This window comes from Dactylosporangium sp. CA-052675 (assembly GCF_050947935.1).
In the GTDB taxonomy this organism is placed as follows: Bacteria; Actinomycetota; Actinomycetes; order Mycobacteriales; family Micromonosporaceae; genus Dactylosporangium.
In genome coordinates this window covers 5,006,843-5,020,156 of the sequence record NZ_CP192010.1, presented here as the reverse complement: position 1 = coordinate 5,020,156, position 13,314 = coordinate 5,006,843, and the positions used below count along the sequence as shown (strand labels likewise).

Sequence of the window (13,314 nt, the reverse complement as noted above, 5' to 3'; positions counted from 1 at the left end):
TCAGGACTCCTGGGACAGGATCGTGTTGACCTTCTGCTCGGCGGTGGCCAGCAGGGCGTTGATGTCGGCGCCGGGCTGGGTGAGCACGGCGGACATCGCGGCGTCGAGCACGGCGTAGATGGCCTGCGCCCGCGGCGGCTCGGCCTTGATGGTGACCGGGTTGTCGGCGTAGGGCGCGTAGTCGGCCAGGTTCAGGTTGCTGTTGGCCTTCTTGAGCTCGTCGTCCTGCTTCTGCACGTCGGTACCGGGCTTCCAGATGAGCGGCTCCGGCAGGCCGACGGGCACGCCCATGCCCTTCTGCGCCACGTAGTTGAACTGGCCCTGGCCGGGCGTGAACTCCTCGAAGGCGAGCCACTGCAGGCCGGCCTTGATCTGCGCCGGGGACAGGCCCTTCTTGAAGAAGTAGCCGCTGCCGCCGCCGAGGGTCGTCTTCGCCGGGCCGTTGTCGCCGGGCATCGGGCCGATCGCCCAGTCCTCGTAGGCGCCCTTGAACTGGGTGACGATCGCCTTGATGGTGTCGGGCGCGCCGACGTACATGCCGACCTTGCCGGCGCCGGCGTTGGTGAGCAGGTCGGCCCACTGCAGCAGCTGCTTCTCCCCGACGCTGTTGTCGGTGAACCGCATGTCGTGCAGCTGCTGCAGCACCGCCTTGCCCTCGGTGGTGTTGAACGCGGCCTTCTTGCCGTCGTCGCTGACCACCGAGCCGCCGCGGGAGTACAGGGCGGCCGAGAAGTGCCATCCGCCGGTGTTGCCGGCGCTGTACTCCTGGTAGCCCGCGATCCCGTTGCCGAGCGCGCTGATCTTCTTGGCCGCCGCGGCGACCTCCTGCCACGTCGCCGGGGGCTTGGCGGGGTCGAGTCCGGCCTGCTGGAAGAGCTTCTTGTTGATGACGAGCCCGAGGCCGTAGCCGGCGTAGCCGATGCCGTAGGTCTTGCCGTTGTCGATGAACGGGTCCTTGATCGAGGGCAGGACCTTGTCCCAGTTCGGGATCGTGTCGGCGGTGATGTACTTGGTGATGTCCTCGGCCGCGTCGGCGTCGAGCACCTGGTCCAGGTCGGTCATGTACCCGTAGAACAGGTCGGCCTGCGTGCCGCCCTGCAGCCGGGCGGTGAAGTCCGGCGGGTTGTCGCACTGGCTGCCGACGGAGACGGTCTTCACGGTGACGCCGGGGTGCGCCTTCTGGAACGCGGCCACGTCGTCGTTCCACAGCTGCAGCGATTTGCCGTTGTTGTCGGTCTTCTGCGGCGGGCAGTCGACCACGATGGTCGTCGGGCCCCCGGCGGCGGTGTCGTCCTTGCTGTCACCGCACGCGGCGAGCGTGGTGGCCCCGAGCGCGACGACGAGCGCCAAGCGGAGTGCTTTTATCGACATCGATCTATCCCTTCAGGCGGACGGGATGCGGGAAAGGCATTTGTTTCGTTTCGGTGTCGCAGACAGTACGAGTATTGCCGCCAGAAGTCCAGCGTTCGTTGCAAAAACTCGACAGGCCGGCGCCCCGGTCAGGGCGGTTTACCGGACCCGAACCCGCACTACAGCCCAGGTCAAGGCCGCTTCACCGGTTCGGCCGACGCATTCTCCGGCCGATTCCGATGGCAATTGCCGTCGCCTTCTTGCGCAATTTCCGCGTCCATGATCGCAAGCCATTGCAAGCGATTCCGGCGCACAGCAAAGAGCGGCGACGACGCCGAGGCGTCGTCGCCGCTCGAGAGTCGCGCCGGGTCTCAGCCGGGCCAGCGCCCGGTCGCGCGGCGCACACCGATCGCGCCCGCCCGGTCCACCGCCGCCTTCACCACGGCGAAGATGGCGCCCTGCAACGCCGCCGCCACCAGGATCTCGCCCCAGGCCCGATCCTCGTCGGTGGCGTTGGGCGCGTCGTCGTCATGCCCGGCGACGCGCCACACCTGCTTGAAGATCAGCCCGGCGGCGGCCCCGGCCGCGGCGCCGAGCAGCACACCCACGGGCTTGTACGCCAGCTTTGCCATCCGCCCACTCATGTCGATCCGTTTCCCGGCCCGCCCGCGGGCCAAACGCCGCCCGGCGCCGCCCTCCGGCGCCGCCCCGGGCTCACAGAATCGGCTTCCCGCCGGTGACCGGCACGACGGCGCCGGAGATGTAGCTGCCCTCGTCCGCGGCGAGCAGCACGTAGACCGGGGCCACCTCGGCGGGCTGCCCGGGCCGCCCGAGCGGCGTGTTGCGGCCGAACTCCTCCACCTGCTCGGGCGGCATCGTCGACGGGATCAGCGGCGTCCAGATCGGGCCGGGCGCGACGGCGTTCACGCGGATGCCGCGCGAGCCGAGCATCTGGGCCAGGCCGGCGGTGAAGTTCGCGATGGCGCCCTTCGTGGTGGCGTACGGCAGCAGCGTCGGCTTGGGCTGGTCGTAGTTCACCGAGCTCGTGTTGATGATGGCGGAGCCCGGCGCCAGGTGCGGCAGCGCCGCCTTCACCAGCCGGAACATCGCGTGGATGTTGATCTCGAAGGTGCGCGTCCACTCCTCGTCGGAGATCTCCTCGACGGTCTCGTGGGTCATCTGGAAGGCCGCGTTGTTCACCAGCACGTCGATGCGCCCGAACTCCTGCACGGCGGCGCGCACCACGGCCTCGCAGGTCGCCCGGTCCGCGAGGTCCCCGGGCACGAGCACGGCCCGGCGCCCCTCGGCCTGCACGTACTTCGCCGTGTCCCGCGCGTCGTCGTGCTCGTCGAGGTAGGCGATGAGCACGTCCGCCCCCTCGCGGGCGAAGGCGATCGCGACCGCGCGGCCGATGCCGCTGTCGCCGCCGGTGACCACGGCCGCCTTGCCGTTGAGCCGGCCGCTGCCGCGGTAGCTCTCCTCGCCGTGGTCGGGCTTGGTCACCATCGCGCCGAGGGTGCCGGGCGGCTGCTGCTGGGGTTCGGCCATGGCGAGCCCGCTACCCACGACACCCGCGGTGAAACCCAGACGTTTGAAGTATTTGTCGTAGGGCAAATAGCGGCCATGGAGCTGTCGGTCACGATGTCGTGCCGCGGGGATGAGACGCTGCTGGAGTTATGCGGTGTGCTCGACTACGCGTCGGTACCCTACCTCCGCCACGTCGTCTACCGGCGCTTCGACGCGGGCGCGCACACGATCACGCTCGACGCCGCCGCGCTGCGGCTGATCGACGCGGCCTCCATCAAGGTGCTGCTCTACCTGCGCGAACGCGCCCTCGGCGCGGGCGGTGACCTCCGGCTGACCGACGCGCGCGGCACCGCCCTCGCGGCGCTGGAGATCGCGGGCGTCGCCAAGGAGCTCGACGCCTACGGCGAGGCCGGCTGGCCCGCCGAGGACCGCGCGAGCACCCCGGTCGACCTCGCAGCCGTGCACCTCGGGCACGGGCACTGGCCCGTCGGCGTCACCGAGATGCTCCAGCGGTTGCACTCCCTGAGCCCCGCCGACCGCCGCCGCGCCCGCCTCCGGGACGAGGTCATCGAGCTGTGCCTGCCCGCCGCGCACCATCTGGCCCGGCGCTACGCCGGCTCCGGCGAGCCGGTCGGCGACCTCGCGCAGGTGGCCGCGGTCGGGCTGATCAAGGCCGTGGACGGCTACGACCCGCAGCGCGGCATCGAGTTCGGCGCCTACGCCAGCCCCACGGTGACGGGCGAGCTCAAGCGGCACTTCCGCGACCGCACCGGCGCCGTGCGCCTCCCCCGCCGCGTGCAGGAGCTGCGGATGCAGCTGCACCGGGCGCGCGACGAGCTCACGCTCGCCCTCGGCCGCCCGCCCCACGCCGAGGACCTCGCCACCCACCTCGGCGCCGGGGTGGACGAGGTCGTCGAGTGCCTCACCGCCGGACACCTGCAGCGCCCGATCTCGTTCGACGCGCCCGCGGCCGGGACCGGCGAGCACGAGGACACGACCCTGGCCGACCTCGTGGGCGGCGCCGACCCGGGCTTCGAACTGGCCGAGCTGCGCGCGTCACTGCCGGCGGCGATGGCCGGCCTGCCCGAGCGGGAGCAGCGCATCATCGCGCTGCGCTTCTACGGCAACCTGAGCCAGTCCGAGATCGCCGCGCACGTGGGCATGTCCCAGATGCACGTCTCCCGGCTGCTCACCCACGCGCTGGGATTCCTGCGCCGCCGGCTGGCGTAACCCCCCGGTACGCCAGACGGCGGCCGCTCATCACGGCTTCAGCAGGACCTTCAGCGTGCCGTCCTTCTTGGCCTGGAACGCCTCGTAGGCGGCGGGCGCGTTGGCCAGCGGCACCCGGTGCGTCGCGAAGGTCTCGACGCCCAGCGGGTCGCCGTCGCCCGTCAGCAGCGGCATGAGGTCGTCCACCCAGCGCTTGACGTTGGCCTGGCCCATCCGCAGCTGGATCTGCTTGTCGAACAGCGTCATCATCGGCAGCGGGTCGGCCGTGCCGCCGTACACGCCCGAGATCGAGATCGTCCCGCCGCGCCGGACGGCGTCGATGGCCAGGTGCAGGGCCGCGAGCCGGTCGACGCCCGACTTCTCGATGAGCTTCTGCGCCAGCGCGTCGGGCAGCAGGCCCGCGGCGGTCTGCGCGAGCTTCCCCGCGGGCGAGCCGTGCGCCTCCATGCCGACGGCGTCGATCACCGAGTCCGGGCCGCGCCCGTCGGTCATCTCCCGCAGCCAGCCGGCCACGTCGTCGTGCGCCTCGAAGTCCACGACCTCGAACCGGTTCGCCCGCGCGCGGGCCATCCGCTCGGGCACCACGTCGACGCAGATGACCCGGTAGCCGCGGTGGGCCGCGACCCGGCACGCCATGTCGCCGATCGGCCCGAGCCCGAGCACGACGACCGTCCCGCCCGGCGGAACGTCGGCGTACTCGACCGCCTGCCATGCGGTGGGCAGCACGTCGGAGAGGTACACGAACCGGTCGTCGGTCGTGCCCTCGGGCACCTTGATCGGGCCGAACTGGGCCTGCGGGACGCGGAGGTACTCCGCCTGCCCGCCCGGCACCTGCCCGTACAGCCGCGTGTAGCCGAACAGCGCCGCGCCCTTGTCCTCCGAGCGCACCTGCGTCGTCTCGCACTGCGTCATCAGGCCGCGGCCGCACATCCAGCAGTGCCCGCAGGAGATGTTGAACGGGATCACCACCCGGTCGCCGCGGCGCAGGTGGGTGATGGCGGACCCGACCTCCTCCACGATGCCCATGGGCTCGTGGCCGAGGATGTCACCCTCGGTCATGAAGGGCGCCAGCACCTCGTACAGGTGCAGATCCGACCCGCAGATGCCGCTGGACGTCACCTTGATGACGATGTCGTTGGGCTGCTCGATGCGGGGATCCGGCACCTCGTCGACCCGCACGTCCCGCTTGCCGTGCCAGACCACCGCCTTCATGCCACGGATCCCGGCACGCAGAGGAGTGGTTGCGTCACGTCAGTCATACCCGCCGACTACCCGGGAGCGTCACCCGGAAACAAACCGGCCCCGCACCTCGCGGGAGGAGGTGCGGGGCCGGCTCACGTCGGTCAGCTGCCGGTGCGGGGTACCTCGCCGCGCCAGGTGCCCGTCGCGGTGCCGCGCTTCTCGATGAACTCCTTGAAGCGCCGGGTGTCCGCCTTCACCTGCATCGAGTCGGCGCCGACGGCGCTGCCCGCCTTCTCGGTCAGGCCCTGCGGCTGCCAGTCGAGCTGGACCGTCACCCGCGTGTCGGTGTCACCGAGGCGGTGGAACGTCACGACGCCCGCGTGGCGAGTGTCGCCGTCCGTGCTCTTCCAGGCGATTCGCTCGTCCGGGTGCTGCTCGGTGATCTCGGCGTCGAACTCGCGCCGCACGCCGCCGATCTTCGTCACCCAGTGGGTGTGCCGGTCGTCGACCTGGCGGATCGACTCGACGCCGCTCATGAACTGCGGGAACGACTCGAACTGGGTCCACTGGTCGTAGGCCGTATGCACCGGGACGTGCACGTCGATGGTCTCGGTGACCGTGCTCATGTCAACCTCCTAGCCGGTTCGACTCTCCCCTTCCGAGTGCCCGGCGAGGATCGGGAAAAACGTAAGCGGGATCACGAAGCGTGCGCGACGAACGCCCGGCCGAACCGGGGAGTCACACTTCCTGACCGGTAAAGTCCCGGGCATGACGACGCTCGAACGCCCCGGGCTGCGCGGGCTGAGCCCCGCGCTCATCCCGCTCGGTCTGATGTTCCTCGCGGTCGGCATGTCCACCGCCGTCGCCTACCCGTTCCTCGCGCTGTTCCTCAGCAACGACGTGCACGCCGGCCCGGGCCGGGTGACGGTGTTCCTGGTCGCCGCCCCGCTGGCCGGGGTGCTGGTCACGACGCTCGTCGGGCGGCTGTCCGACCGGGGGCCGTACCGGCGCCGCGTCCTGCTCGTCGCGGCCCTCGCGGGCGTGGCCGGCACCGGCTTCACCGCGTTCGTGCGGGACTACTGGGTGCTGCTCGGCCTGTCGGTGACCGCGATCGCGCTGTCGGGCTCGCTGTTCCCGCAGACGTTCGCGTACGCCCGGCAGGTCCTCGAGCGCGACAGCCCCGGCCGCGCGGCGCTGGGCATCAGCGCGATGCGCACGGTGTTCTCGCTGGCCTGGGTCGGCGGCCCGGCCCTCGCCGCCGTGCTGCTGGACGTCGGCGGGTTCCGGCTGCTGTACTGCACCGCCGCCGCCCTGTACGCAGTGGCGGCCGTGGTCGCCCTGCTCCGCCTCGAGAACCTCGAGCCGCCCAGGCCCGAGCACGCCGACGAGTCGGCATCGCCCCGCACCGTGTCGCGGACGGTCCTCGGGGTGACCGTGGTCGCGTTCGTGCTGCTGCAGGTGCCGATGACCCTCTGCGTGCAGGCGCTGCCCCTCTTCATCGAGCGGGACCTGCACCACGAGGCGTCCGCGGCCGGCCTGGTGCTCGGCCTCTGCGCGGCGCTGGAGATCCCGTTCATGCTGGGCCTGGGCGCGCTGACGACCCGGTTCCCGGTCCGCGCCCTGATCCTGGTGGGGGCCGCGGCGGGCTCGGCGTACTACGCGATCGTCTGGTGGGCGCCGAACCTGTGGGTGCTCGTCGCGGCCCAGGTGGTGAACGCCGTGTTCATCTCCGCCATCTCCGGCGTCGCCATCACCTACATCCAGGACATGATGCCCACCCGGCCCGGGACCGCCACCACGCTCTACACCAACACGTTCCCGATCGGCGCGATGGTCGCGGGGTCGCTGCTGGGGGTCGCGGCGCACTTCGGCTACCGCAGCGCGTTCGGCCTCGGCGCCGTGCTGTGCGCGGCCGGCCTCGTGCTGCTGCTGGTCACCCGCCCGGCGCGGCCACCGGCCCCGCTCGGGCCGGTCAGCCCCGCCAGTCCTCCGGGGGCTCCAGCGTCGGGTGCCGCACCGGTGGCAGGACCGCGGTGATCGTCGCGTACCCCTCCGCCAGCAGCGCGAGGTCCGAGCCCGGCGCGTGCTCCGCCTCGCGCTCCCGCAGCGCGGTGCGCACGAAGCCGGCGCCGTGCTCGGCCACCGTCATCTGGACCTGGCCGAAGGGAGCGAGCGAGGCCGGGCGGAGCCCGGCGACGGCGTCCAGCGGGCGGTCGGGCACGTTGAGGTTGAGCACCGTGCCCGCCGGAGCCGCGGCCAGCCAGTCCAGCAGTCCGGTCGCGATCGTGGCGGCGGTCGGCCAGTGGCGGGTCTCGTCGTCCACCGTCGACAGCGCGTTCAGCGCGACCTCGCCGAGGATGTTCAGGGACACCGCCAGGCCGCGCAGGCCGTCGGCGGCGCCGGTGAGCACCGCGCCGACGGTCCCCGAGTGCAGGATCGCGTGCCCGGCGTTGGCGCCCCGGTTCACCCCCGACAGCAGCAGATCCGGGGGCTCGCCGAACGCGCCGAGCCCGGTCAGCATGGCGATGTAGGCGGGCGAGGCCGGCACGGAGTACGCCCGCACCTGCGGCAGCCCGTCGAGCTCGACGGGCTCGTAGACCACGCGGCCGTCCGCGACCGTCGCGCTCAGCGCGGCCCCGGCCCCGCTGACCTCGGTGTGCGGCGCGGCGACGAGCACGTCGTGGCCGGCCTCGTGCACCGCCCGGGCCAGGTGCAGGATGCCGGGCGCCGAGAACCCGTCGTCGTTGGTGACGAGAACCCTCATGACGCCTCCAGCGGTTCGAGGTACGTGCGGGTGAGCAGCTCGCGCACGGTCGAGCCGGGGCCGGAGCCGAGGCCGTGCCGGGTCACGTTCAGCGCGCCCGCCGCGGCGCCGGTGCGGATCGCCTCCTCGAGGTCGCCGCCGCCGGCGAGCACCGCGGCCACCCCGGCGCTCATCGAGTCCCCGGCGCCGCGGGGGTCGACGACCTGCAGCTTCGGCACGTGTACGGCCGCCACCCGGTGCTCGCCGTAGACCGCCACGGCCGGCTCGCCCGCGCGGCTGACCAGCACCGCCCCGGCGCCCTCGGCGCGCAGCTTGCGGGCGGCGTCCACGAGCGCGGGCACGCCGTCGTCACCCGCCCGGCCGTCGGCGAGCAGCTCCTCGTGACTGACCTTCACGAACGCCGGGCCGCCCGCGACGACGGCCGCGAGCAGGTCGCCGGAGAGGTCCGCGACCACGGTGCCGCCGTTGGCCCCGAGGTCGGCGGCGAGGCGCCGGTAGGTGTCCGCGTCGACGATCGCCGGGTCGGCCGGCCCGCTGAGCACGCTGACGTCGGCGCGCAGGCCCTGCTCGAGCGCCATGTTGGCGAGCTCGTCGAGGTCGTGGCGGCGCAGCGGCGGCCCGGGCTCCTCCGCGATCTCGGCGCGCTCACCCTCGCGGCGGTCGTGGACGTACCAGCCGCTGCCCGCGCCCAGGGTCACCGCGTGCAGCGTGATCGCGGGGTCGAGGCGGCCGAGCACGTCGGCCAGCACGGCGCCGATCTCGCCGCCGACGCCCACGCACAGCCTCACCTCGCACCCGAGCGAGGCGAGCATGCGGGCCTGCCACACGCCCTGCCCGCCCGCGTGCACGTGGAGGTCCTGCCGGCCCGCGTGGCGCTCGATCGTCACCGTGAGCACCGGCGCGGGGGCGAACACCATCACACTCCCGCTCATGCCGGCACCTCCGTGTGCCCATGATGCGCGGCCCCTCCGCTGCGCTCCGGACCGCTCATGTCCCGGCTTATGCCCGCCTCAGGGGCGGCCGAACCAGGTTTCCAGCGCCTTGTCGAGCCCGTCGAGGGTGGCCCCGCCCCAGGCCACCACGCCGTCCGGGCGGATGAGCAGGTTCTCCGGGCCGGGCACGGCGCTCACCCGGCCGGCCCAGGCCGACGCGATCCGGGCCCCGGCGCCGTCCGCCGTGGCGTCCAGCAGCAGCCCGCCCGGCGTGCGCAGCAGCTCGTAGAGGCGCGAGGACCCCACGGGCCGGTCGGCCGCGACGCGACCGGCATCGGGGTGGTCGCTCGCCATCGGGTACGGCCGGTCGACGCCGGTCATGAGCCGGGACACGTGCGCGTTCGGCTCGTCGTAGGCGAGCAGGTCGGCGAAGAGCTCGCGCAGGGCCGAGGTCTGCGGGTCCGGCCGCATGAGGGCGACCTGGGCACGGGTGTTGGCCAGCGCGGCCGCGGCGACCGGGGCGCGCTCGTCGCCGTAGGTGTCGAGCAGGCCCTCGGGCGCCCAGCCGGCGATGGTCGCGGCGAGCTTCCAGCCGAGGTTGGCCGCGTCCTGGAAGCCGAGGTTGAGGCCCTGGCCGCCGAAGGGCGGGTGGACGTGCGCGGCGTCGCCGGCCAGCAGGACGCCGCCGCGGCGGTACGTCGTCGCCAGCCGCGTGTTGTCGGTCCAGCGGGTACCGGTGACCAGCGACTCGACCACCACCTCGGTGCCCGACACCCGACGGAGGCTCGCCTCGATCTCGGCGCGCTCGAGCGGGCGGTCGCGGTCGGCGGGCGGCCCGTCGAACTCGACGGTCAGCACGCGCTGCGGGCCGGGGCCGTACACGATCATGCCGGCGCCGGTGCGGTTCCAGCCCTTGGCCAGCGGGTTGGGCCCGGCGATGTCGACGAGCGCCTGCCGGCCGGTGATGGTGGCGGGCGTGCCCTCGAAGCCGAATCCGGCCAGCCGCCGCACGGTGCTGCGGCCGCCGTCGCAGCCGACCACGAACCGCCCCGTGACGGTCGTGGCCGAGCCGGCGCGGGTCACCTCGACGCGATCGCCGGCCAGCGCGGTGACCTCGTGGCCGCGCAGCACCGGGACGCCGAGCTCGCGCGCGTACGACTCCAGCACCGCCTCGACCTGGGACTGCTGCGCGAAGACGGGCATGGTGCGCAGCTCGGGGGCGCCCCGCAGCAGCCACAGGCCGGCGAAGTGCCCGAGCGGCCGGCCGGTGCCCAGGGCCGCGAGAACGCCCGGGTCCGGCGCCGGGAACCGCTCCAGCAGGCCCCGCTGGTCGAAGATCTCGGCCGACGACGGGCCGACCGAGCCGGCCTTGATCTGCTGCGAGGGCTCGGCGAGCCGCTCCAGGACCACGACGTCGACACCGTATCGGCGCAGCTCGGCGGCGAGCCACAGCCCGACCGGACCGGCGCCGACTACGATCGCCTCGTACGAATGCTTGAGTTCCACAACAATTAGGGTAACCCAAAAATGCTCCGTGAGGAAAAGAAGGCGCGGGCCCGGGCCGCCATGGCCGGCGCGGCCGCCGCGCTGTTCGGCGAGCACGGCTACGACGGCGTGGCGATGACGCAGGTCGCGCGGGCCGCCGGGGTCTCCGAGCAGACGCTCTACAACTACTTCCCGACGAAGGAGTCGCTCGTCTTCGACCAGGCCGAGGCGTTCGAAACGAGCCTGCTGGCCGTGGTCGGCGACGGCGAGGACCCGATCGGCGCGGCCCGCCGCTGGCTGGAGGCCTTCCTGCTCGGCCCGGCCGCGCACCGCGCCCTCGAGTCCCCCGGGGGCATGGTCCGGCTCGTCGCCGGCAGCGACACCCTGCGCCGCGGCCTGCTCGACCTGAGTCACCGCGTGGCGGGCACGCTCGCCGGTCGGCTGCGCCGGGCCGGCTACGCGCCCGCGGCCGCGACCGCCCTCGCCGACGCGCTGCTGGCGGTGTTCGTCCGGACCGTCGAGGACCTCGGCGCCGCCGCCAACCGCCGCGCGATCCCCGCCGTCACCCGCCGCGCCCGTGAGGCCTTCGAGGCGCTGCGGCCGCTGGTACGGTCATGATCGTGCCGCCCCGGACCGCCCTGTGGACCTCGAACTTCACGCGCTACTTCGTCGCCCGCACCGTGTCGGTGTTCGGCGACGCGATGCTCATCGTGGCCTCGGCCCTGGCCGTCGGGCACCTCTACGGCGCCACGGGCGTCGGCCTGGTGCTGGCCGCGTTCTCCATCCCGTTCGTGGCCAGCATCCTCTTCGGCGGCGTGTTCGCGGACCGGGTCGGCGCCCGCCCGCTCATGCTCGGCGCCGACATCGTGCGCTTCGCCGCCCAGGGCACGGTGGCGGCGGCGTTCCTGCTCGGCAGCCCCGCGCTGTGGCTGCTGCTCGTGTGCTCCGCGGTGCACGGCGTGTCCTCCGCCGCCTTCCAGCCCGGCGTCAACGGCATCGTCCCGCTGGTCGCGACCGACCTGCACCGGGCCAACGCCACCATCAAGGTCTCCCAGTCGATCGCCCAGCTGCTCGGCCCGGCCACCGCCGGCGTGGTCTTCGGCTTCCTCGGCGCCGGCCCGCTCTACGTCACCGACGCCGCCACGTTCGCGGTGAGCGCGGTGTGCCTGGCGGGCCTGCGCCTCGGGGCCGTGCCGCTTCCCGACGGGTCCACCTCGCCGCTGCGCGACCTCGTCGAGGGCTGGCACGCGTTCCGCTCGCGCACGTGGATCTGGAGCGTGATCCTGGTCTGGGTGGTGTACGGCGTGCTGCTCTTCGGCCCGCTCATCCCCCTCGGCTCCGTGCTCGTCAGCGGCCGCCTCGGCGCGCCCGCGTACGGCTGGACCGAGTCGGGCCTCGCGGCCGGCGCCATCGTCGGCGGCCTGCTCGCGCTGCGCCTGCACCCGGGCCGGCCGCTCGCGGCGGGCGCGGTCGCCATGTTCGGCTACGGCCTGCTCCCGCTGGCGATCGCCCTGCACGCCGCGCTCCCGCTGCTGCTGGCGGCCGCGGCGGTGAACGGCGCCGCGTGGTCGTTCTGGTCGGTGATGTGGCAGACGAGCGTCCAGACCCACGTCCCGCCCGCGATGCTGAACCGCATCACGTCGTACGAGGTGTTCGGCTCCGACGGCAGCCTCCCCATCGGCCAGGCCCTCGCGGGCCCGGTCGCCGCGGCTCTGACCGCCGAGACGGTGCTGGGCTTCTCGGTGGGCGTGAGCGTCCTGGGCTGCGTGGCCCTGCTGCTCATCCCCGCGGTCCGGGGCCTGCGCCGCATCGAGCACCGCGAGCCCGCCGAGGCGCCCGCCGCCCGGTAGAGTCGGCCGCGTGGACCCGCAGGAGACCGCCGCCCGGCTCGGCGTCCCCGTCGAGGACGTCGAGCGCGTGCACCGGCTCGCCGGCGACCGGCCGTCGGCCCCGCTGCCCGAGCGGGCCGACGCGCCCGCGATCCTGGCCCGGCTCGCCGTGCCCGCGCAGGACGCCGCCGAGATCCTGGAGGCCTGGCCGGACGCCGGCTCTCCACTGTGGACGCCGGAGCTGCGCTGGCTGCTCGACCGCTCGATCGCCCTCGTCCGCGCCGACCTCGGCGGGCACGGCTGGCTGCCGCCCGGCCCGGACCTGCCCCGCGACCGCGGCCCCGCCTGGCGGCACCTCTACGTGTACGCCTACCTGGCCCTGCTCGACGTCGTGCTGGCCTACCACCGCGACCACGGCGTCCCCGAGTCCGTCTCCTGGGCGTCGCTGGCGGACCTCGGCCGCAACCTGGCCGTCGACCGGCGGATGCGGGGCGAGGGCTGGCCGGTCATGCAGAGCTGGCTGACCCTGCACGCGCGCGGGGCGATCTACGAGCTGGGCCGCCTGCAGCACCACCGCGGCGGGTCCGTCGTCGACCTGCACATCCCGGAGTCCGGCCCGCTGACCCCGGACTCGGTGACGGCGTCGCTCGACGCCGGCCGCGCGTTCTTCCGGCGGCACTTCCCGCACGAGTCCTACCCGGCGTTCGCGTGCGGCTCCTGGCTGCTCGACCCGCAGCTGCTGGAGTACCTGCCGGAGGACTCCAACATCGTGCGCTTCCAGCGGCGCTTCGAGCTGGAGCCCTACCGGGAGCCGGAGGGGCTGGACGCCGACGTCGAGGTCCTGCGGTTCGTCTTTCGCACCCTGAGCACGCCGCTGGACGAACTGCCGCGCCGCACGGTGCTGGAGCGGGCCATCGCCGACCATCTGCGGGCCGGCCGCCACTGGCAGATCCGCCGCGGCCACATCCCGTTCTAGTGCTGCCACCGCCATCGAGCCTCGACAACACGGCGTAGC

The 13,314-nt window shown here is 73.5% G+C and carries 13 protein-coding genes; 5 read left to right on the top strand and 8 right to left on the bottom strand.

What is annotated here, in order from left to right:
- The 3 genes from ACQP1P_RS23165 to ACQP1P_RS23155 all read right to left on the bottom strand — a co-directional run bounded on the left by ACQP1P_RS23165 (position 1) and on the right by ACQP1P_RS23155 (position 2,898).
- On the bottom strand, positions 1-1,350 hold the full coding sequence (locus tag ACQP1P_RS23165; RefSeq protein WP_433089364.1) for an ABC transporter substrate-binding protein: 1,350 nt from the start codon (positions 1,348-1,350) through the stop codon (positions 1-3).
- Between the two features lie 371 nt (positions 1,351-1,721).
- Positions 1,722-1,982 carry a DUF4235 domain-containing protein gene (locus ACQP1P_RS23160; RefSeq protein ID WP_433089362.1) on the bottom strand — a complete coding sequence of 87 codons (261 nt, stop codon included), beginning with the start codon at positions 1,980-1,982 and terminating at the stop codon, positions 1,722-1,724.
- Positions 1,983-2,064: 82 nt separating this feature from the next.
- Positions 2,065-2,898, bottom strand: coding sequence for a glucose 1-dehydrogenase (locus tag ACQP1P_RS23155; RefSeq protein ID WP_433089360.1), 834 nt, complete (start codon positions 2,896-2,898; stop codon positions 2,065-2,067).
- Between the two features lie 135 nt (positions 2,899-3,033).
- On the opposite strand from ACQP1P_RS23155, the gene ACQP1P_RS23150 reads away from it, so the two are divergent.
- Complete coding sequence (locus tag ACQP1P_RS23150; protein WP_433089358.1) at positions 3,034-4,107, top strand: sigma-70 family RNA polymerase sigma factor; 1,074 nt, start codon at positions 3,034-3,036, stop codon at positions 4,105-4,107.
- A 30-nt stretch (positions 4,108-4,137) separates the two neighbouring features.
- On the opposite strand, the gene ACQP1P_RS23145 is transcribed toward ACQP1P_RS23150, so the two are convergent.
- Together ACQP1P_RS23145 and ACQP1P_RS23140 are read right to left on the bottom strand one after the other, a co-directional pair.
- Positions 4,138-5,319 carry a zinc-dependent alcohol dehydrogenase gene (locus ACQP1P_RS23145; RefSeq protein ID WP_433089356.1) on the bottom strand — a complete coding sequence of 394 codons (1,182 nt, stop codon included), beginning with the start codon at positions 5,317-5,319 and terminating at the stop codon, positions 4,138-4,140.
- A 131-nt stretch (positions 5,320-5,450) separates the two neighbouring features.
- Positions 5,451-5,915 carry an SRPBCC family protein gene (locus tag ACQP1P_RS23140; protein WP_433089354.1) on the bottom strand — a complete coding sequence of 155 codons (465 nt, stop codon included), beginning with the start codon at positions 5,913-5,915 and terminating at the stop codon, positions 5,451-5,453.
- 142 nt (positions 5,916-6,057) lie between these two features.
- Between ACQP1P_RS23140 and ACQP1P_RS23135 the strand changes: the two genes are divergently transcribed.
- Positions 6,058-7,326, top strand: coding sequence for a sugar efflux transporter (locus ACQP1P_RS23135; protein ID WP_433089352.1), 1,269 nt, complete (start codon positions 6,058-6,060; stop codon positions 7,324-7,326).
- Here ACQP1P_RS23135 and surE read toward each other — a convergent pair.
- The 3 genes from surE to ACQP1P_RS23120 form a co-directional block, all read right to left on the bottom strand.
- Entirely contained in the window at positions 7,262-8,053 is a 792-nt protein-coding gene (surE, locus tag ACQP1P_RS23130) for a 5'/3'-nucleotidase SurE (RefSeq protein WP_433089351.1), read from the bottom strand. The two genes, ACQP1P_RS23135 and surE, sit on opposite strands and share 65 nt — an antisense overlap.
- Positions 8,050-8,985: a 1-phosphofructokinase family hexose kinase gene (locus ACQP1P_RS23125; RefSeq protein ID WP_433089349.1), complete on the bottom strand. Its 936-nt coding sequence runs from the start codon at positions 8,983-8,985 to the stop codon at positions 8,050-8,052. Before ACQP1P_RS23125 ends, surE begins: the two co-directional genes overlap by 4 nt.
- 78 nt (positions 8,986-9,063) lie before the next feature.
- Complete coding sequence (locus tag ACQP1P_RS23120; protein WP_433089348.1) at positions 9,064-10,491, bottom strand: FAD-dependent monooxygenase; 1,428 nt, start codon at positions 10,489-10,491, stop codon at positions 9,064-9,066.
- 21 nt (positions 10,492-10,512) lie between these two features.
- Here ACQP1P_RS23120 and ACQP1P_RS23115 point away from each other — a divergent pair, with 21 nt between their 5' ends.
- From ACQP1P_RS23115 to ACQP1P_RS23105, 3 genes are read left to right on the top strand one after another with little or no spacing between them, the layout of a single operon-like run.
- On the top strand, positions 10,513-11,088 hold the full coding sequence (locus ACQP1P_RS23115; RefSeq protein WP_433089346.1) for a TetR/AcrR family transcriptional regulator: 576 nt from the start codon (positions 10,513-10,515) through the stop codon (positions 11,086-11,088).
- Entirely contained in the window at positions 11,085-12,320 is a 1,236-nt protein-coding gene (locus ACQP1P_RS23110) for an MFS transporter (RefSeq protein WP_433089344.1), read from the top strand. The genes ACQP1P_RS23115 and ACQP1P_RS23110 overlap by 4 nt, the downstream gene beginning before the upstream one ends.
- A 10-nt stretch (positions 12,321-12,330) precedes the next feature.
- Positions 12,331-13,275, top strand: a complete 945-nt coding sequence (locus tag ACQP1P_RS23105; protein ID WP_433089342.1) for an acyltransferase domain-containing protein — start codon at positions 12,331-12,333, stop codon at positions 13,273-13,275.
- Positions 13,276-13,314: the final 39 nt, after the last annotated feature.

Coding starts and splice junctions, on each gene's coding strand:
- ACQP1P_RS23160 (WP_433089362.1), bottom strand. CDS start 1,982: ATGGCAAAGCTGGCGTACAAGCCCGTGGGTGTGCTGCTCGGCGCCGCG.
- ACQP1P_RS23155 (WP_433089360.1), bottom strand. CDS start 2,898: ATGGCCGAACCCCAGCAGCAGCCGCCCGGCACCCTCGGCGCGATGGTG.
- ACQP1P_RS23145 (WP_433089356.1), bottom strand. CDS start 5,319: ATGAAGGCGGTGGTCTGGCACGGCAAGCGGGACGTGCGGGTCGACGAG.
- ACQP1P_RS23140 (WP_433089354.1), bottom strand. CDS start 5,915: ATGAGCACGGTCACCGAGACCATCGACGTGCACGTCCCGGTGCATACG.
- ACQP1P_RS23135 (WP_433089352.1), top strand. CDS start 6,058: ATGACGACGCTCGAACGCCCCGGGCTGCGCGGGCTGAGCCCCGCGCTC.
- surE (WP_433089351.1), bottom strand. CDS start 8,053: ATGAGGGTTCTCGTCACCAACGACGACGGGTTCTCGGCGCCCGGCATC.
- ACQP1P_RS23125 (WP_433089349.1), bottom strand. CDS start 8,985: ATGAGCGGGAGTGTGATGGTGTTCGCCCCCGCGCCGGTGCTCACGGTG.
- ACQP1P_RS23115 (WP_433089346.1), top strand. CDS start 10,513: ATGCTCCGTGAGGAAAAGAAGGCGCGGGCCCGGGCCGCCATGGCCGGC.
- ACQP1P_RS23110 (WP_433089344.1), top strand. CDS start 11,085: ATGATCGTGCCGCCCCGGACCGCCCTGTGGACCTCGAACTTCACGCGC.